General features: G+C 69.0%; 24 protein-coding genes and 1 pseudogene. 18 read left to right on the top strand and 7 right to left on the bottom strand.

The annotated features are described in order from the left end of the window. Nucleotides 1-64 precede the first annotated feature (64 nt). Complete coding sequence (locus EPO51_RS27435; protein ID WP_293357375.1) at nt 65-1,102, top strand: collagen-binding domain-containing protein; 1,038 nt, start codon at nt 65-67, stop codon at nt 1,100-1,102. 3 nt (nt 1,103-1,105) lie between these two features. On the opposite strand, the gene EPO51_RS27430 is transcribed toward EPO51_RS27435, so the two are convergent. After that, nucleotides 1,106-1,336, bottom strand: coding sequence for a hypothetical protein (locus EPO51_RS27430; RefSeq protein ID WP_293357374.1), 231 nt, complete (start codon nt 1,334-1,336; stop codon nt 1,106-1,108). Between the two features lie 115 nt (nt 1,337-1,451). Here EPO51_RS27430 and EPO51_RS27425 point away from each other — a divergent pair, with 115 nt between their 5' ends. The 4 genes from EPO51_RS27425 to EPO51_RS27410 all read left to right on the top strand — a co-directional run bounded on the left by EPO51_RS27425 (nt 1,452) and on the right by EPO51_RS27410 (nt 3,687). After that, a complete protein-coding gene (locus EPO51_RS27425; protein WP_293357373.1) occupies nt 1,452-2,198 on the top strand; it encodes a YebC/PmpR family DNA-binding transcriptional regulator in 747 nt (248 codons plus the stop codon). Beyond that, nucleotides 2,198-2,401 (top strand): hypothetical protein, encoded by a 204-nt coding sequence (locus tag EPO51_RS27420; RefSeq protein WP_293357372.1) that lies wholly within the window; start codon nt 2,198-2,200, stop codon nt 2,399-2,401. Before EPO51_RS27425 ends, EPO51_RS27420 begins: the two co-directional genes overlap by 1 nt. Nucleotides 2,402-2,438: 37 nt before the next feature. Beyond that, on the top strand, nt 2,439-3,134 hold the full coding sequence (locus tag EPO51_RS27415; protein WP_293357371.1) for an MgtC/SapB family protein: 696 nt from the start codon (nt 2,439-2,441) through the stop codon (nt 3,132-3,134). Between the two features lie 64 nt (nt 3,135-3,198). After that, nucleotides 3,199-3,687 carry an SRPBCC family protein gene (locus EPO51_RS27410; RefSeq protein ID WP_293357370.1) on the top strand — a complete coding sequence of 163 codons (489 nt, stop codon included), beginning with the start codon at nt 3,199-3,201 and terminating at the stop codon, nt 3,685-3,687. 48 nt (nt 3,688-3,735) lie between these two features. Here the strand turns inward: EPO51_RS27410 and EPO51_RS27405 are convergent, their stop codons facing one another. From EPO51_RS27405 to EPO51_RS27395, 3 genes are read right to left on the bottom strand one after another with little or no spacing between them, the layout of a single operon-like run. After that, nucleotides 3,736-4,014 carry a DUF5985 family protein gene (locus tag EPO51_RS27405; protein ID WP_293357369.1) on the bottom strand — a complete coding sequence of 93 codons (279 nt, stop codon included), beginning with the start codon at nt 4,012-4,014 and terminating at the stop codon, nt 3,736-3,738. Beyond that, the gene (locus EPO51_RS27400) at nt 4,011-4,283 is read right to left on the bottom strand and encodes a DUF5985 family protein (protein WP_293357368.1); all 273 of its coding nucleotides are present in this window, start codon (nt 4,281-4,283) and stop codon (nt 4,011-4,013) included. Before EPO51_RS27400 ends, EPO51_RS27405 begins: the two co-directional genes overlap by 4 nt. Beyond that, nucleotides 4,283-4,654 (bottom strand): hypothetical protein, encoded by a 372-nt coding sequence (locus EPO51_RS27395; RefSeq protein WP_293357367.1) that lies wholly within the window; start codon nt 4,652-4,654, stop codon nt 4,283-4,285. The genes EPO51_RS27400 and EPO51_RS27395 overlap by 1 nt, the downstream gene beginning before the upstream one ends. 171 nt (nt 4,655-4,825) lie before the next feature. Between EPO51_RS27395 and EPO51_RS27390 the strand changes: the two genes are divergently transcribed. From EPO51_RS27390 to EPO51_RS27370, 5 genes are read left to right on the top strand one after another with little or no spacing between them, the layout of a single operon-like run. Beyond that, on the top strand, nt 4,826-4,975 hold the full coding sequence (locus EPO51_RS27390; RefSeq protein WP_293357366.1) for a hypothetical protein: 150 nt from the start codon (nt 4,826-4,828) through the stop codon (nt 4,973-4,975). Continuing rightward, nucleotides 4,945-5,718 (top strand): EcsC family protein, encoded by a 774-nt coding sequence (locus EPO51_RS27385; RefSeq protein WP_293357365.1) that lies wholly within the window; start codon nt 4,945-4,947, stop codon nt 5,716-5,718. Before EPO51_RS27390 ends, EPO51_RS27385 begins: the two co-directional genes overlap by 31 nt. 8 nt (nt 5,719-5,726) lie before the next feature. After that, nucleotides 5,727-6,230, top strand: coding sequence for a Cif family virulence factor (locus tag EPO51_RS27380; RefSeq protein WP_293357364.1), 504 nt, complete (start codon nt 5,727-5,729; stop codon nt 6,228-6,230). Continuing rightward, a complete protein-coding gene (locus EPO51_RS27375; RefSeq protein ID WP_293357363.1) occupies nt 6,215-6,811 on the top strand; it encodes a hypothetical protein in 597 nt (198 codons plus the stop codon). Before EPO51_RS27380 ends, EPO51_RS27375 begins: the two co-directional genes overlap by 16 nt. Before the next feature lie 8 nt (nt 6,812-6,819). Continuing rightward, a complete protein-coding gene (locus EPO51_RS27370) occupies nt 6,820-7,488 on the top strand; it encodes a peptidylprolyl isomerase (RefSeq protein ID WP_293357362.1) in 669 nt (222 codons plus the stop codon). Between the two features lie 18 nt (nt 7,489-7,506). On the opposite strand, the gene EPO51_RS27365 is transcribed toward EPO51_RS27370, so the two are convergent. Next, nucleotides 7,507-8,196, bottom strand: a complete 690-nt coding sequence (locus EPO51_RS27365) for a PEPxxWA-CTERM sorting domain-containing protein (RefSeq protein ID WP_293357361.1) — start codon at nt 8,194-8,196, stop codon at nt 7,507-7,509. A 167-nt stretch (nt 8,197-8,363) separates the two neighbouring features. Between EPO51_RS27365 and EPO51_RS27360 the strand changes: the two genes are divergently transcribed. From EPO51_RS27360 to EPO51_RS27350, 3 genes are read left to right on the top strand one after another with little or no spacing between them, the layout of a single operon-like run. After that, entirely contained in the window at nt 8,364-8,783 is a 420-nt protein-coding gene (locus tag EPO51_RS27360) for an ester cyclase (RefSeq protein WP_293357360.1), read from the top strand. Then, complete coding sequence (locus EPO51_RS27355; protein ID WP_293357359.1) at nt 8,780-9,364, top strand: TetR/AcrR family transcriptional regulator; 585 nt, start codon at nt 8,780-8,782, stop codon at nt 9,362-9,364. The genes EPO51_RS27360 and EPO51_RS27355 overlap by 4 nt, the downstream gene beginning before the upstream one ends. Nucleotides 9,365-9,375: 11 nt before the next feature. Then, nucleotides 9,376-9,852 carry a cupin domain-containing protein gene (locus EPO51_RS27350; RefSeq protein ID WP_293357358.1) on the top strand — a complete coding sequence of 159 codons (477 nt, stop codon included), beginning with the start codon at nt 9,376-9,378 and terminating at the stop codon, nt 9,850-9,852. Here EPO51_RS27350 and EPO51_RS27345 read toward each other — a convergent pair. Next, nucleotides 9,849-10,475 carry an adenylate/guanylate cyclase domain-containing protein gene (locus tag EPO51_RS27345; protein WP_293357357.1) on the bottom strand — a complete coding sequence of 209 codons (627 nt, stop codon included), beginning with the start codon at nt 10,473-10,475 and terminating at the stop codon, nt 9,849-9,851. The two genes, EPO51_RS27350 and EPO51_RS27345, sit on opposite strands and share 4 nt — an antisense overlap. 109 nt (nt 10,476-10,584) lie before the next feature. Between EPO51_RS27345 and EPO51_RS27340 the strand changes: the two genes are divergently transcribed. From EPO51_RS27340 to ruvC, 4 genes and pseudogenes are all read left to right on the top strand, one after another. Continuing rightward, entirely contained in the window at nt 10,585-11,355 is a 771-nt protein-coding gene (locus EPO51_RS27340) for a site-2 protease family protein (RefSeq protein WP_293357356.1), read from the top strand. A 304-nt stretch (nt 11,356-11,659) separates the two neighbouring features. After that, nucleotides 11,660-11,755, top strand: a pseudogene (locus EPO51_RS28200) (PEPxxWA-CTERM sorting domain-containing protein); the annotation flags it as partial. A gap of 79 nt (nt 11,756-11,834) precedes the next feature. After that, nucleotides 11,835-12,524 carry an SHOCT domain-containing protein gene (locus tag EPO51_RS27330; protein ID WP_293357352.1) on the top strand — a complete coding sequence of 230 codons (690 nt, stop codon included), beginning with the start codon at nt 11,835-11,837 and terminating at the stop codon, nt 12,522-12,524. A 68-nt stretch (nt 12,525-12,592) separates the two neighbouring features. Continuing rightward, nucleotides 12,593-13,102, top strand: coding sequence for a crossover junction endodeoxyribonuclease RuvC (gene ruvC, locus EPO51_RS27325; protein ID WP_293357350.1), 510 nt, complete (start codon nt 12,593-12,595; stop codon nt 13,100-13,102). A gap of 95 nt (nt 13,103-13,197) precedes the next feature. On the opposite strand, the gene EPO51_RS27320 is transcribed toward ruvC, so the two are convergent. Further along, nucleotides 13,198-13,887, bottom strand: coding sequence for a PEPxxWA-CTERM sorting domain-containing protein (locus EPO51_RS27320; protein WP_293357348.1), 690 nt, complete (start codon nt 13,885-13,887; stop codon nt 13,198-13,200). Nucleotides 13,888-14,063: 176 nt separating this feature from the next. Here EPO51_RS27320 and EPO51_RS27315 point away from each other — a divergent pair, with 176 nt between their 5' ends. After that, nucleotides 14,064-15,119: an AraC family transcriptional regulator gene (locus EPO51_RS27315; RefSeq protein WP_293357346.1), complete on the top strand. Its 1,056-nt coding sequence runs from the start codon at nt 14,064-14,066 to the stop codon at nt 15,117-15,119. Nucleotides 15,120-15,254 lie beyond the last annotated feature (135 nt).

Below are 15,254 nucleotides of genomic sequence, written 5' to 3'. Positions count from 1 at the left end.
CTTGCTGCAAAGCTTAACTTTGGCTAACGGGCCATTAGCGCTCGGGGGCGTCGAGGAACTACACATGACCTATCGTCTGCTCGCGGCGTCGCTCGCCGCCTCGGCCATTGCGTTCGGCGCGACCGGCGCCCAGGCCGGGGTGACCGAGATCAACGCGGGTCTCGAGCTGATGACCCAGTACAACCTGATCACGTTCGGCGACTTCAAGGCCGGCCACGACGTGGAGGGCCGCGCGTTCATCGGCGGGAACGTCACCGGCTCTTCAGCGACCTTCTACAACAACCCCGGCTCGTTCGGCGCGAACCCCGGCCCCTCCCAGCCGGGCCTGACGGTGGTCGGCGACGTCAAGGGCGACACCAAGAACCTGAACAACGGCGCCGGCGCGCTGATCGGCGGCTCGGTCGACAACCAGTTCAACCTGAACGGCGTCCAGACGGTGAACGTCGGCGGCACGCTGAACCAGGTTAACCTGAACGGCAGCACGGTGAACCAGAACGTGCCGGGGCTGGCCGCCTCGCTGGCCGCGACCGAGGCCAGCTACTACGCCACGCTGAACAATCTCTCCCAGGAGCTCTCGCTGCTCGCCAAGACGGTCGATTACACGCTGGTCGGCTCGAACGAGATCCACTTCGAGCTCGGCGCGCCGTCCGGGACCGGTCCGGCCGTCTACTTCCTGGACAGCACCGACATCCTGAACGGCCGCAACATCACGTTCGACATCGGCACGTACGACTTCGTCATCGTCAACGTGAAGGGCTCCGCGCCGGTCCTGCCCTCGGGCACGAACTGGAACGGCGGCGACGACGCCAGCACCCTGGGCGCCAATGTGATCTGGAACTTCTACGAGGCCACGACGATCGGCTTCAACGGCCAGTTCAAGGGCTCGGTCCTGGCGCCGAACGCCTCGGCCACCTTCAGCAATTCCCCCATCACCGGCACCGCGGTGTTCGCCGACTTCAACCAGGGCGGCGAGGTCCACATGGCCAATTTCGGCGGCTACACCTTCCCGGGCGTTCCCGAGCCGGCCACCTGGGCGATGATGATCCTGGGCTTCGGCGCGGCCGGGACCGTGATCCGCCGCCGCCGCGCCCTCGCCGCCTAGCGCCTAGTGCAGGGCGCCTCGGCGCCACTTCCACGGCGGCAGGCCGTCGCGGCGCGGCGCCAGCCAGCGGAAGGCCGCCAGCGCGCCGAAGGCTGCGACCACTCCGAGGGCGAAGACCGCCACGGCGGCGGTCGAGACGCCTGCGACCCCCAGTTGCGCGCGTCCAGGCTCCATCCAGTGGACTAGATCGCCGCTGGGCGTCTCTGGGGTGAATTCGTCGGTGGGCAGGGTCATGGAAAAGCTCCGGCTGACGACCAGGGCTAACCCTTGGCTCCGCCGGGGGTTCCTCGCAGGCCGTCGTCCGGGTTAGAAGCACCGCCTCGCACGAAACGCATCGCCGCTCGGAACCATGGCCGGACACTCAAAGTTCAAGAACATCATGCACCGCAAGGGGCGCGCCGACAGCGTGCGCTCCAAGCTGTTCTCCAAGCTCTCCCGCGAGATCACCGTGGCGGCCAAGATGGGCCTCCCCGACCCCGCGATGAATGCGCGTCTCCGCCTGGCGGTGAACAACGCCAAGAGCGAATCCCTGCCCAAGGACGTCATCGACCGGGCGATCAAGAAGGCCTCCGGCGGCGACGCCGAGTCGTATGACGAGATCCGCTACGAGGGCTTCGGCCCCGGCGGCGTCGGCGTGATCGTCGAGGTGCTGACCGACAACCGCAACCGCTCGGCCTCGACCGTCCGCTCCACCTTCACCAAGTGCGGCGGAAACCTGGGCGAGACCGGCTCGGTGTCCTTCATGTGGGACCGGGTTGGCCAGATCACCTACGACGCCAAGGCCGGCTCCGAGGACAAGGTCATGGAGGCCGCCATCGAGGCCGGGGCCGACGACGTCGAGTCCGACGAGGACGGCCACACCATCTACACCGCCTTCGAACAGCTCTCCGACGTGGCCGCCGCCCTGGAAGCCGCCCTGGGCCCGGCCCAGTCCACCAAGCTCGCCTGGCGCCCCAAGGCCCTGACCCCGCTCACCGGCGACGCGGTCGGCACGCTGATGAAGCTCATCGAGACGCTGGAAGACGACGACGACGTCCAGAACGTCTACTCCAACGCCGACATCTCGGCCGAGGACCTGGAGAAACTGGCGGGCTGATGGCCAGGCCCCCACCCAAGGATCCACGCGTCACGGACCTGCGCCGCTACAAGCAGCAGCGGGAGAAGGCTGCGAAGAAGCCGCCGCCAAAGCCCAAGGCGCCCAACGCGTCGTTCCTGGGCTCCAATCCCCGCGCGGGGCTGATCCTGCTGGTGGTGATCGTGGTCCTGGCGGCGATCTACGTGGTCCCGGCCTTCCTCTGACGGGAACCTACGGCGGCGCTTGCCGCTTGGGCTCCCCATGGAGCCGATCTTCTTCGCCTATGTCCTGCCGATCGTCGGCGCCCTGGTCGCCGGCGGGCTGATCGGCATCGAGCGCGAATTCGGCGGCCACGCGGCGGGCCTGCGCACCCACACCCTGGTGGCCCTGGCCTCGGCGCTACTCATGCTGCTGGCGATCCACCAGCTTTCCTGGCTCACCGCCGACACGCCGCAGGACGTGATCCGCATCGATCCCGTCCGGATGGCGCACGGCATCCTGACCGGCATCGGCTTCCTCTGCGGAGGGGTGATCTTCCGCTCCGGGCTGTCGGTTCACGGCCTGACGACCGCGGCGTCGCTGTGGGTGACCTCGGCGCTGGGCACCCTCTATGGCGTCGGCGCCTATGGCCTGGCCATCGGCGGCACGGCGGCGACCCTGATCGTGCTGATCGCCTATCGCTGGGTCGACCGCCACCTGCCGCAGAGCGACATTATCGATGTCTGTGTCCGCTATCGCCGTCCAGGCCCGTTCCCGGAGGATGCGTTCCTCAAGCTCATGACGGATCTCAGCCTCAAGCCGCGCGCGGTCGGCCACAAGCTGACCCACCGGGGGGAGGCCATCGAGCTTGGCGCCGCGCTCCATGGCCCCAGCGGCCGCCAGACGCGCGAGCTGGCCGAGCGCCTGTGCGCCGACGACCGCGTTCTGGGCTTCGAGATCGAGCCGAGGAATCCCTGAGCGCTTGCGAAAACCGGTATGCGCCGTCCACAGTGGCGCCAGTCCATTGGGGGAAACCAAAGAAATGACCATCCGTCCGTTCGCCGGCCTCGCCGCCTGTGTCGCCGCGCTCAGCCTCGCTGGCTCCGCCCGGGCCGCCGGCGACTACGTCTCGATCGTCCAGGAGACCACCATCAACCTGCCGGCCGAGACGGCGTGGGCCAAGATGAAGGGCTATTGCGACATCGGCGCGTGGCTGAAGACCACCTGCGAGATCACCTCGGGCAAGGACGGCGAGCTGGGCGCCGTGCGCAAGATCGCGAACCGGATCGAGGAGGTGATCGTGGCGGTCACCCCGCTGTCCTACACCTACGCCGACGTGGACCCGAAGATCCTCTACCATGGCACGGTGGAGATCCGCCCGATCGACAAGAAGAGCTCGAAGCTGGTCTACAGCCTGTTCTTCGACCAGACGAGCGTCCCCGCCGAACAGCGCGAGGCCAACAAGACCCGTCGCCAGACCATGTTCGCCGGCGTCATGGCCACCATGAAGGGCATGGCCGAGGCGAAATAGCGTCGACCCTCCTCTCTCCCGAGGCCCAACCTCGGGGGAGAGGAAGATTCACCGCCGCCCGAAGTTCTTGCGCAGCACCGCCAGGATGATCAGCAGGAACGCGGCCAGCCGAAGCAGATAGATGTAGCCCTGATGCTCGTCCGGGATGCTGGTGAGCACGGGCGCGGCCTGATTGACGGCCAGCAGCGCGAAGGCCACCGCGAAAGTGGCGAACAGGCGGTCGCCGGTCCGCCGCCAGAACTTCAGGAAGAACAGGCCCACCGCCAGGAAGCCCATCGTCAGGGCGCCGGACGTGAAGGCCGCGATGATCGGATCGGGCTGGGTCAACGCTCGGCCTCCCAGACGAAGCCGTAGAGCAGCACCGCCACGGATAGTCCCGAGGCGGCCTGTCGCCAGCCCCATAGATCCACCTGGGGGAACAGCACCAGGTCGCCCACCAGGAACAGGTTGTTCACGGCCAGGAAGACGAAGCCCAACGCCGCCCAGAACAACAACCGCGAGCGCGTCTGCCGCCAGGCGTGAAGCAGCAGGAACGCGCAGACGGCGCTGGCGGCCAGGCACAGGGCGTAGACCAGGGAGGGGCCCAGGGCGGTCATTACTTGTCCCCTCGCCATTTGAATGCGTCGGCCAACCCCTGGATCGGGTCCGGGGGCGCCGCGATGAGGTTGATGATCGCCACCGGCCGCTCACGGTAGGCGGCCTCCAGCCGAATCGCCAGATCGTCGAGCAGCGGGATGGCCGGGGCATATCGCCAGCAACCCGCGTCGTCCTCGACCGCCAGTCCGCTCTTCTGGAAGGCCGCCAGGTTGTCGCGCACGAGATTGTTGCTGGCGCGAAGCTCCCGCACCAGCTCGTCCGGCGCCCAACAGCGCTCGGCGTCACGCCGGAGCAGCAGCAACAGCTCGACCGCCCAGACGGATCTCATGTGCTCGCGCGCGAACGCAGCAAGTTCTGGGTCGTCGGACAATATATGCTCCGGAACGACCCCCCGACCCGCGCGAACCTATAGGCGCTGACCAGAGGATCAACCCAAAAGCCCGGCTGCGCGACGCAAACCGCGTCGCCGACCGAGGTTCGGGATTCGACCGGTCCCGGCTTGGTGCGCTAGAACGGCCGCCAGCGGGGGGAACGGAACGACATGCAGAGACGGAAGGTCGATCGGGCCCAGCGGATGCGCGTGCGGCGGGTCTGGTGGGAGCGCAACGGCGCCTTCGTGCGCGGCCTGCTCACGGGCACGGTGCTGACCGCGCTCGCCGCGTGGATCCTGCAGCTGGTGATGTTCCGATAGCTCGAGCCACCCCACCCTTCGGAGCCGGCGACGCCGCCTACGAGGGCTGGGCCCGCGTCGAGGTCGCGCACTGGCGCGCCCAGGTGCTGAAGCCGCCCAACGCACTCGACCGCGCCGCTCGCGGCGTGCAGGGGCGGATCAACCGCATCATCCCGGAACAGGTCCACGCCGCCGTGACCACGGTGATCGAGCGCATGACCCGCACCATCCTCACCGGCGCCGACCTGACGACCGCCCCGCCGCTGATCGGCGTCTCCCTGGCCGAGCGCGACCGCCGGGCGCGGGAGGCCATCGACGCCTACCGCAAGACCGCCGCCGTCGAGGGCGGCGTCGCCGGCGCGGGCGGCTTCTGGCTGGCGCTCGCCGACTTCCCGGCCCTGCTGGTCATCAAGGTCAAGCTGCTGTTCGACCTTTCGGCCCTCTACGGCCACGAGGCCGACCGCTTCGACGAGCGGCTCTACATCCTGGCCCTGTTCCAGCTTGCCTTCTCGGGCGCGGAGCATCGGGCCGCGGTGTTCCACGGACTGGAGGGCTGGGACGGCCGCCAGCATCCGGCGGACTTCGAGCACTTCGACTGGCGGACCTTCCAGCGCGAGTACCGCGACTACATCGACCTGGCGAAACTGGCCCAGATGATCCCGATCGTCGGGGCTCCGATCGGCGCCTTCGTGAACTGGCGGCTGCTGGAACGGCTGGGCGACACGGCCATGAACGGCTATCGGATGCGCTGGCTCGCGAGTTGAGGAGCGGCATGCGCAGGTTCGCCTTCCTTCCGGCCGCCCTCCTGCTGGCCGCCCTCCTGCTGACCTTCGTCGCGGCGCCGGCGGCCGCCCAGCCCGCGATCGCGGAGGCCCAGGTCCGCGCCTTCGTGGCCGGGCAGGAAGCCGCCTGGAACAAGGGCGAGCTGGACCGCTATTTCGCGGCCTTCACACCCGACGCCCGCTTCACCGACCAGGCCTACGCCGGCGACCAGCCGCCCGTGCTCTACGGGACCAGCCGCCTGCCGGAAGCCCGCGTCCAGGCGCGCAAGGCCTTCGCCAAGGTCTGGCCGCGCGAGGCCGGCCAGGTCACGCGGGTCCAGGTCGCCGCCGACGGACGCTCGGCCCGGGTCGTCTCGCGCGTCACCACGACCGTGGAGACCGAGGGCAAGGTACGCCGGCTCTGCGCCTACCGCGGCCAGGCGCTGGTGCTGCAGGGCGGGCGGCTTCTCTCCAACGGCCACACGGATACGTTCTTCAAATGCGCCAACCGGTAGTTCCTGCGCCGCCGAAGATCGGCGTCGACATCCCCTGGGTCGTGAGCTGGTCCGAGGAAGCGCCGGCAGGGGTCGGACCTTGCCCCACCGTGGACGGCCAGGTCGCCGCCCTGCAGGCGTGGAAGCCGGGCCAGGGCAAGCCGCTGAACGCCCGCAATCACCTGCGCCGCCAGCGCGACAGCGTGCGCGCCATGCTGTGCCCTATGTGCGGCGAGCCGACGCCGGACGACGACCGCTGGAGCCGGACCGGCCGGTTCGTCGCCGCCGGCGTCCTGCGGGCCCGCGGGCTGACCGGCGCCCTGCCGGCGGACCTGGACGATGACCGGGTGCTGCTGGACTGCGGGTCCATCGCTCCGCTGCACTTCCGCTGCACGCCGGCGTTCGAGCGCGCCCTGCCCCCGAGCCTGGTCACCGATCCCGACCTCAAGGGCTTCCCGCCGTCGTGGGTCGTCGTCCCGCTCTATGTGGAGGCTCGCCAGTCGGTAACCGGAAAGGCCGTGCCCGCGGTCAGTTTCCTGCAAGTGGTCGGCATCACGAACGACCGCGACCCGGACTGGCGGAGCCGCCTGCCGCAGGTCTAGTCTGCGGCATGCTCCGCCGCACGCTCATCACGCTATCGCTGGCCGCGCTCACCAGCGCCGCCCACGCCCAGCCCGCCGCCACGCTGGCTCCCGCGCCCGATCCGGCGCCTGTGCCCCCGCCCACGCCGCCAGCCAAGCCCAATCCAAAGGTGAAGCTGGAGACCGCGCAAGGCGTCATCGTCGTCGAACTGTTCCCCGACAAGGCGCCGATCACGGTGGCCAATTACCTCAAGTACGTGGACCGCGGCCTGTTCAACGGCGCGACCTTCTACCGGGCCTCGCGCCCGCCGGGCTACACGGGAAACGACTACGGCCTGATCCAGGGCGGCCTGCAGAACGACCCCAAGAAGGTGCTGCCACCCATCGCCCACGAGTCCACGATCAAGACCGGTCTGACCCACAAGACGAACGGGACGATCTCGATGGGTCGCCATGCGCCGGGCACCGCGCAGTCGGACTGGTCGATCACCCTGGGCGACATGAGCTATCTCGACGCCGACCCCAAGGATCCGAAGAAGACGCCCGGGTTCGCCGCCTTCGGTCAGGTCGTCGAAGGACTGGACGTGGTCCAGAAGATCATCGCCATGCCCGTCGACCCCAATCGGGGCGAAGGCGCCATGAAGGGCGAAATGCTGAAGGCCCCGGTGAAGATCACCAGGGCCTCCCGCGTACTCTAGAAACGAATGCTTGTCGGCTTACGCCGCGACGGCGGCCTGACGCCGGCGACGGAGCATGGCGCCCGCGCCACCGAAACCGGTGATCATCAGGGCCCACGTCGAGGGCTCCGGCACCACATTGCCAGCCACGATGTACGCGCGGTCGACCACGAAGTCGCCGGCTGGGGCCAAGCCGGAGTCGTAGGTGAAGGAGGTCAGATAGTCGCCAGCCACCGTGATGTTGGCGACGCCGGCGTAATGCTTCCACACGCCGGGCGTGGTGCCGTCGACCGTGAAGTTCGCCAGGTTCACGCCAGCGACGGTGCCGGTGAAGGTCGCGTTGCCGCTATTGTTGAAGCCGTTGAACGGCACATAGACCGAGAAGCCGATCGTGTAGAGACCGACGTCGAGGGACACCGTCTGCGACAGGGTTTCAGTGGAATGGTCAGCCACGAAATAGGCGGCGTGGGAGCCGACGGCGTCCGGGCTGGGCGAGGCCGAGTCATCGAAGGGGATCGGCTCGCCGAAAGCGCCGGTCGGATAGCCCGCGCCCGAGTTGTAGTCGATGATCGTCGCCTTGTGGCCCGGAACGTCGTCACCGACGCCCGAATAAACCCAATCGAGGGTGCCCGTCTCAAAGCTGCCGTTCATGACAAGGTTGGTCGCCGCGCTGGCCGAGCCAGCCACCATGGCGCCGGCCGCGAGGGCGGCGATCGCAATGCGTTTCATTTTTATACGTACCCCGTGTCTGCGTTCACGTTGAGAATACATAGTTCTTTAAGCATGGGCGCCGAACTCCCCCGTGAGGCGAGTACCAGGGAATTTGTGAGACCGTCGTCTTTACATGAGACCATTATCTCACGTATAAGCGTCGCCGTACCGACGGAGACGCCGCCATGCCCCTTACCCGCGCCCAGATGGACGCCAAGATCGACGAGCACTTCGGCTTCGAGCAGGCCGACGACGTGGCGGGCGTCCTCGCCACCCTGACCCCCGACTGCGAGCACGACATCGTGGGCTTCCCGACCGGCCCGACGGTCGGGCCCGAGGGCGCGCGGGGCTTCTACGAGAGCCTGTTCGCCGACCTGGCCGACGGGAGGATCGAGACGGTCCGCCGGCTCTACGGCGAGGACTTCCTGGTCGACGAGAGCGTGTGGCGGGGCAGGGCGCCCGGTCGCCCGTTTGGCCTGGAGGGCCGCGGCCGGCCCCTGGAATTCCGCCTGCTGCACGTGGTGGAGTATGCCCCGGACGGGCGGATGAAGCGGGAGAACGTCTGGCTCGACCTGGCGGCGATCGTCCAGCAGCTGCCGCAATGAGCGGGCCCCGGCCCAACCAGAAGCTCCGCACCCGCAAGGACCTGCTGGAGGCCGCCGCGCGGCTGATGCGCGAAGGCCGGACGCCCAGCTTCGAGGAGATCGCCGAGGCGGCGCTGGTCTCCCGCGCCACCGCCTACCGCTACTTCCCCGGCCTCGACGCGCTGCTGCTCGAAGCCGCCCTGGACGTCGCCGTGCCGACGGCCGAGGCGATCTTCGCCGGCGAGGAAGCGGGCGACCCCGTCGCCCGGCTTGAGCGGCTGGATGCGGCGCTGTCGCGGATGATGGCCGCCAACGAGGCCGGCCTGCGGGTGATGCTGGCTCAGTCGGTGCAGCGCGCGGGCGACCCCGAGGCTCCGGTCCGCCAGAACCGCCGCTCGCCGCTGATCGCGGAGGCGCTGGAGCCGGCCCGCGCCCAGTTCGCTCCGGAGGCGTTCGACACCCTCTCCAAGGCCCTGGTCCCGCTGCTCGGCATCGAGGCGGTGGTGGCCTTCAAGGACGTGCTGCGCATCCCCGACACCGAGGCCCGCCGCGTCCGCCTCTGGGCCATCCGGGCGCTGGTGGAGGCCGCGCGGAAAGGCTAGCCTTTCCGCCCATGAGTGAAGACGTTCCCGTTCCCGAAGACGGCTGGAAGCATTCCGGCGTCCGCGTCGTCCATGGCGACCAGCTCGATCCCGCGGCGGCCACGACGCCCGGCATGGACCGCGCCGTCGCCATCGACCGGGCCCGCATGGGAGCCCAGAAGCTCTGGGCGGGCACCGTCCACATCCACGCCAACGCCAAGACCGGCGCCCATCATCATGGCCCGCTCGAGAGCGTGATCTATGTGGTCTCCGGCCGGGCGCGGATGCGCTGGGGCGAGAAGCTGGAGTTCGTCGCCGAGGCCGGCCCCGGCGACTTCATCTATGTGCCGCCGTTCGTGCCGCACCAGGAAATCAACGCCTCGACCGACGAGACCCTGTCCTGCGTCCTGGTGCGCTCCGACAGCGACGCGGTCGTCGTGAACCTGGAGATCGAACCGGCCGAGACCCCCGAGGGGGTCGCCTGGATCGACCCGATCCACAAGGCCTAGCCGACCACGTGATAGACCAGGGTCAGCCCCGAGATGCTGGCCCGCTCCTCGACGGTGTTCACGGGCGCGGCCAGCTCGGCGCGCGCGGATTCGGTCAGCAGGATCATGCCGCCCTGGGCCACGTCCTCGCCCAGCTTGGAGGCCAGGTTCACCTCGTCGCCGAACAGGTCCTCCTCGCCCAGCACCAGGATGTCGCCGAAGCCGATGCCGATGGAGGCGTAGAGCTTGCGGCCCGCCGGCAGCAGCGGGTTCACGGTCGAGAGCTGGCGGATGATCTCGCGGGCGGCGCCGACCGCCTCGTCGACCGTGTCGAACAGGCAGTAGAGGTTGTCCGCCTCGGCCTTCACCAGCACCCCGCCCCTGGCCTCGATGGTGGGCACCGCCAGCAGCCGCATCTGGTGGATCATCATCAGGAACGAGACCACGCCATGCACCTGGGTGGTGCGCGAGAACCCGCTCATGTCCAGCACCAGCACGGCGCGGCGCTGGGTAAAGGTCTGTTCGATCTCGTCGGAGATCTGAACCCGCAGTTCCGGATGGTCGATGATCTGCGACAGCAAAGCTTGCAGATGCTCGCGCGTGTTCGGCGCCGCTGACGGCGGCGCCTCGGCTACTTCGCTCACGTTGATGCCCCCGCACCGATATCCGGCAATCGAATGGGGCGGGGCGGCCGGAGTCAAGCGGACACACCCGCCAGTAGGTGTTTGCCCCGACGCCGCCTATCTCTCCCCCATGACCGCCATCCCGGCCAAGCCCCAGGCCCCGCCCAACAACCTCGTCGGCCTCGGCCTCCTGGCCGCCTGCGTGGCGTTCGGCGCCGCCCTCGCCCTGACGGCGCCCGCCAGGACGCCGCTCACCTTCGCCTTCGTGCTCACCGGCTGGGTGCTGGCGGTGATGGCGCACGAGTTCGCCCACGCCGGCGTGGCCTACCTGGCTGGAGACCATACGGTGCGGGAGAAGGGCTACCTGTCGCTGGACCCGCGGCGGTACGGCGACCTGGGGACCAGCCTGGTGATCCCGCTGATCGCCCTGGCCCTGGGCGGCATCGGCTTTCCGGGCGGGGCGGTCTATCTGCGCAACGACCTGATGCGCAGCCCGGCCTGGCGGGCGGCCGCCTCGCTCGCGGGACCGGCGGCGACCCTCGCCGTCCTGCTCGCCCTGGCCTTCGTGCTCAACCTCTGGCGCCAGGCCGCCTTGCCCGATCCGCTGTTCGCGGCCCTGGCGATGCTGGCCTTCCTCCAGGCGACGGCGCTGATCCTCAACCTGCTGCCGTTGCCCGGCCTGGACGGCTTCAACGCCATCCGCCCGTTCCTGCCGAAGGCCTGGGCGCCCGTCATCGCCCGCTTCGAGGGCCTGGCGATGCTGCTCCTGCTGGCGGCCCTGTTCCTGGTCCCGGGGTTCAGCGGCCTGCTGTTCGGGGTCGCGGTGTTCCTGGCCGCCGCCCTGGGCGTCCCCACCGACGCCATGCAGGCCGGCTGGGCGGCCTTCCACTTCTGGCGGTGACCGCGGCCCACAAGCGATTTCCCCTCTGAGGGGCAAGCGTTTGTCGTAACAGGGGTCCATGAGTTACCCCATGCCTGAACACGATCCGCGAGACGCGGTCGTCGTGCGGGCCATACGGGGAAGTCTTGTCGTGAACCGTCTCCTTGTCGCCGCCGTGGCCGCCGCCACCCTGGCCTCTGCGTCCGCCGCGGGCGCCGCCGAGGTCTACGAACAGCCGCTCACCACGCCCAGCGAGGACAGTCCGGCCGCGGAGGCCGCGACCCCGGCCGCGCAGAGCCTGGCCAGCCTCTACCATCTCGCCGCCGCGGTCCCCGAGCCGATGACCTGGGCGATGATGATCGTGGGCTTCGGCGCCGCCGGCCAGATTCTGCGCCGCCGCCGCGCCATCGGCGATCTCTGAGCGCGGATCGATCCCGCTTGAGGGCGGCCGCCGCGCCCGATAGCGTCGCCTGAGCGACGGGACGTCGCCGGAGGGTCGGATGAAGGGCGTCATCAGCCTGCTGCAGGCCATCGGCATCTGGCTGCTGATCGTGGTGCTGAGCCTCGGTGTCGGGACCATCGCCCTGGCCGTCTGGGCCGCCCTGGTCTTCCTGGGCGCCGACGAGCGCGCCGACAAGGCCAACGCCACCCTCGACAAGACCCTGATGACCGGCGAGACCGTCATCACCCGCGCGCTCCAGCATCGCGTTTTCGCGCTCTTCAGCCGTCGCACCGCCATCGCCATCACCTCCAGCCGCATCCTCGTCGTGCGGCGCGGCCTGCTGGGCGGCTTCAAGATGGCCGACATGCAGTGGAAGGACCTGAAGGACGTCCGCCTGGAGCAGAACATCCTCGACACCCTTTGCGGCTCGAACCTGGCCTTCGACAGCCTGCTCGCGGGCCATCCCGGCATCGTGGTCGACGGCGTCCCCAGCGAGGCGGCCTCGGGCATGTACGCCAAGGCGCAGTACGAGGAGCAGGCCTGGGAGGAGAAGCGCCGGGTCCGCGGCCTGGAGGAGACCCGCGCCGCGTCCGGCGGGGTCATGATCGGCGGCGGCGACGGGACCGGCGGCGCCGGCGCGGACCGCATGGTCGAGGAGATCCGCAAGGCCAAGGAGCTGCTGGACTCGGGCGCCGTCAGCGACGCGGAGTTCCAGGAAATGAAGGCCAAGATCCTCGGCCGCGCCTGAGCCCCTCTTCACCCTCTCTTCACCATTCCCACCCCTTCGTCGTTCGGGCATCTTCGCTGGAACAGACGATGAACGCTCCGATTCGCCTCCCGCCGGTCCGGATCCTGGGCCTCGACCCCGGCCTGCGCCGCACCGGGTGGGGCGTGATCGTGTGCGAGGGCGCGCGGCTCAGCCATGTGGCCCACGGGGTCATCGCGCCCAAGGACAGCCTGCCCTTCGCCGAGCGCCTGCTCTGCCTGTTCACCGGGATCGAGGCCGTCATCGCGGCCCACGCCCCCGACGAGGCGGCGGTCGAGGAGACCTTCATGAACAGCAACGCCCAGTCGGCGCTGAAGCTGGGCCATGCCCGCGCCATGGCGATGATCGTCCCCGCGCGCGCCGGCCTGCTGGTGGCCGAATACGCCGCCACCGTGGTCAAGAAGGCCGTCGTCGGCACGGGCGGCGCCGACAAGGCCCAGGTCGGCTGGATGATCGCCCGCCTGCTCCCCACCGCCGGCAAGACCGCCAGCGATTCCGCCGACGCCCTGGCCGTGGCCATAGCCCACGCGCATGCGCGGACGGCCCGCCGGGTGGCTTAGACCGACTTCGCCGTCTCTACCGCCCCGACGCGGCGCGACCAGTCCTCGAACGAGCCGTCGTGGAGCAGCACGTTCCGGCCCAGGGTGCGAGCGCCTCAGGCGCTCGCGAAAGCTCTGGTTTTGCGCCGCGCCGCCGCGCCGATCATTCCGAAGCCCGCAATGAGCAGGGTCCATGTCGCGGGCTCGGGCACGGCCGTCGCGGCGCTCGCGATCGTGACCTTCAAGGCAAAGCCATTGATGGCGTTGGAGGCGACATAGATGCCGGAGGTGACTTCCTGCGCGCAGCAATCGGACGTGCCGATGAAGTTGAAGTGCGGGCCGGCGTCCACATAGTTGACGGTATTCCACCTTTGCAGCGGCGCGTTCGTCGGAGCCACGGCAAGAACCCAATATTTCGCGCCCTGCTGCAGCGTCACGCCGTTCGCATAGACGCCGGTCGCATAGGAATTCGGCGTCATGCTTTCACTCAGCGCCAAGCTCTGGAGAGCGGTCCCAAGCCTGTTGCTTCCATTGTCGCTGTAGATGGTGACCAGACCGGAAGGCGCGCCGTACAGCGCCAGCGTCAGGCTGTCGATGTAGCCGGTCGCGGCCGCCGTGAACTGCACGCCGACAGAGTGGCTGGTGTCGCCGAAAATGCTCCGTGAGGTGCCCACGGTCCGATAGCCCCCGTCGAAGGGGAGGCCGGTGAGCGTGTCATAGCTGACGACGGCGTTGGCCGGGCCGGCCAGGATCGCTGAAAACGCCATGATCGCGCCGACGCCGGACAGGAACCGCTTGAACTTCATCTCGCCACCCCTCGAATGCTGCGCGCTTCTATGGGGGCCCGGGGGGCCGGAAAAGGCGGCAACCCGAGATTGAGACCGTCGATCAGCAGATTGAGACGCCTTGCAAATCCGCTCTCCGCGCGGCAGGCGGGGAGGCGTCATCTGTGATGGAGAGTGGGTTGCGATCAGCGGAGGGAATGCGCGGCCGGATGCCTTCGCAATTTCGCGTGGACCTGTCCGTCACCCGGGGAAACGCACGCGAATTCGAACTCTGGCGCGATGGGCTGGGGCCCATGTTCGCGATGGACGCGCTCGATGCGACATCGCGGTCGTCCTTCGCGATCGAAGCGACCGGCTATCAGTTCTCGGATGTCGCCATCGTTTCCGGTCGTTCGTCAGCCGCGCTCTTTCGGCGTGACCCGCTGACGATCGCGCGAGGCGCGCTCGATCACATCTCCCTCCTGATTTACACCGAGGGCGGATGTGCGCTCGACATCGAGGGACGTTCGACCGAGGTCCAGGCTGGCGACGTCTGCTTTCTTGATCTGTCGCGCCCGGTCACGTTGCGGGCGCCCGACTATGCCAGCCTGACCCTGATCCTGCCCCGCGCGACGCTCCAGCCCTATGTCGACGATCTCGATACGCTCCATGGCCGGATCCTGCGCAAGTCGCGCCCGCTCAACGCGATGCTGGTCAGCCATCTGGAGAAGCTGTTCGCGGAGGCGCCGGCCCTTAACGCCGCCGACGGCGCGGTCGCCGCGAAAGGCACCGCCGCGCTGATCGCGGCCTTCGCGGGCGCATCGGACGACGGGCGCGACGTCATCGCCCGGTCCAATTCCGCCGCGACGCTCCTGACCTTCCGGCGGCATATCGAGAACCATCTCGGCGATCTCGACCTGGGGCCGGGGTCGCTGTATCGCCGGTTCGGCGTCTCGCGCGCGACGCTGTTTCGGGCCTTCGAGCCGATGGGTGGGGTGGGGCGCTATATCCTTCAACGTCGGCTGGAGCGGGCGCGTCGACTGATCACCGACCCCGCCGGCGCGCATCACCGCGTCGGCGCCATCGCGCTGCAATGTGGGTTCGGGAACGCCTCGGTGTTCAGCCGCGCCTTCCAGCGCGCATTCGGCGTGTCGCCGACCGAGTTGCGCGCGGCCGTGGGACGCGACGGATTTTCGGAGGCGGCGTTCTCCGGCGATCAGGGCTTCGCCTCCATGGGCCGCTGGCTGCTGGGTCTCGACTCCGGCAGGGCGTGATCAGCGGCGGGTGGCCTAGTCGACCTCCCGGTCCCGCGTCTCCGGCCCATACGGCCCGGACGCATAGGTCCTGGGCGCGATCTGCGCGCATCGCCGAAGCGCCCGGGTCTCGATCTTCGCCAGCGCCCGCATCGA

It is taken from the genome of Phenylobacterium sp. (assembly GCF_004297125.1).
Lineage (GTDB): Bacteria > Pseudomonadota > Alphaproteobacteria > Caulobacterales > Caulobacteraceae > Phenylobacterium.
Note: the sequence above shows the minus strand (reverse complement) of the source record. Positions and strands in the feature narration are given on the sequence as shown.

What these genes read in the sequence shown, in the direction of transcription:
- EPO51_RS27320 (WP_293357348.1), bottom strand. Translation starts at nt 13,887, where the DNA reads ATGAAGTTCAAGCGGTTCCTGTCCGGCGTCGGCGCGATCATGGCGTTT.
- ruvC (WP_293357350.1), top strand. Translation starts at nt 12,593, where the DNA reads ATGAACGCTCCGATTCGCCTCCCGCCGGTCCGGATCCTGGGCCTCGAC.
- EPO51_RS27425 (WP_293357373.1), top strand. Translation starts at nt 1,452, where the DNA reads ATGGCCGGACACTCAAAGTTCAAGAACATCATGCACCGCAAGGGGCGC.
- EPO51_RS27435 (WP_293357375.1), top strand. Translation starts at nt 65, where the DNA reads ATGACCTATCGTCTGCTCGCGGCGTCGCTCGCCGCCTCGGCCATTGCG.
- EPO51_RS27330 (WP_293357352.1), top strand. Translation starts at nt 11,835, where the DNA reads ATGAAGGGCGTCATCAGCCTGCTGCAGGCCATCGGCATCTGGCTGCTG.
- EPO51_RS27355 (WP_293357359.1), top strand. Translation starts at nt 8,780, where the DNA reads ATGAGCGGGCCCCGGCCCAACCAGAAGCTCCGCACCCGCAAGGACCTG.
- EPO51_RS27360 (WP_293357360.1), top strand. Translation starts at nt 8,364, where the DNA reads ATGCCCCTTACCCGCGCCCAGATGGACGCCAAGATCGACGAGCACTTC.
- EPO51_RS27415 (WP_293357371.1), top strand. Translation starts at nt 2,439, where the DNA reads ATGGAGCCGATCTTCTTCGCCTATGTCCTGCCGATCGTCGGCGCCCTG.
- EPO51_RS27400 (WP_293357368.1), bottom strand. Translation starts at nt 4,283, where the DNA reads ATGACCGCCCTGGGCCCCTCCCTGGTCTACGCCCTGTGCCTGGCCGCC.
- EPO51_RS27365 (WP_293357361.1), bottom strand. Translation starts at nt 8,196, where the DNA reads ATGAAACGCATTGCGATCGCCGCCCTCGCGGCCGGCGCCATGGTGGCT.
- EPO51_RS27380 (WP_293357364.1), top strand. Translation starts at nt 5,727, where the DNA reads ATGCGCAGGTTCGCCTTCCTTCCGGCCGCCCTCCTGCTGGCCGCCCTC.
- EPO51_RS27430 (WP_293357374.1), bottom strand. Translation starts at nt 1,336, where the DNA reads ATGACCCTGCCCACCGACGAATTCACCCCAGAGACGCCCAGCGGCGAT.
- EPO51_RS27375 (WP_293357363.1), top strand. Translation starts at nt 6,215, where the DNA reads ATGCGCCAACCGGTAGTTCCTGCGCCGCCGAAGATCGGCGTCGACATC.
- EPO51_RS27340 (WP_293357356.1), top strand. Translation starts at nt 10,585, where the DNA reads ATGACCGCCATCCCGGCCAAGCCCCAGGCCCCGCCCAACAACCTCGTC.
- EPO51_RS27410 (WP_293357370.1), top strand. Translation starts at nt 3,199, where the DNA reads ATGACCATCCGTCCGTTCGCCGGCCTCGCCGCCTGTGTCGCCGCGCTC.
- EPO51_RS27370 (WP_293357362.1), top strand. Translation starts at nt 6,820, where the DNA reads ATGCTCCGCCGCACGCTCATCACGCTATCGCTGGCCGCGCTCACCAGC.
- EPO51_RS27315 (WP_293357346.1), top strand. Translation starts at nt 14,064, where the DNA reads ATGCGCGGCCGGATGCCTTCGCAATTTCGCGTGGACCTGTCCGTCACC.
- EPO51_RS27350 (WP_293357358.1), top strand. Translation starts at nt 9,376, where the DNA reads ATGAGTGAAGACGTTCCCGTTCCCGAAGACGGCTGGAAGCATTCCGGC.
- EPO51_RS27420 (WP_293357372.1), top strand. Translation starts at nt 2,198, where the DNA reads ATGGCCAGGCCCCCACCCAAGGATCCACGCGTCACGGACCTGCGCCGC.
- EPO51_RS27390 (WP_293357366.1), top strand. Translation starts at nt 4,826, where the DNA reads ATGCAGAGACGGAAGGTCGATCGGGCCCAGCGGATGCGCGTGCGGCGG.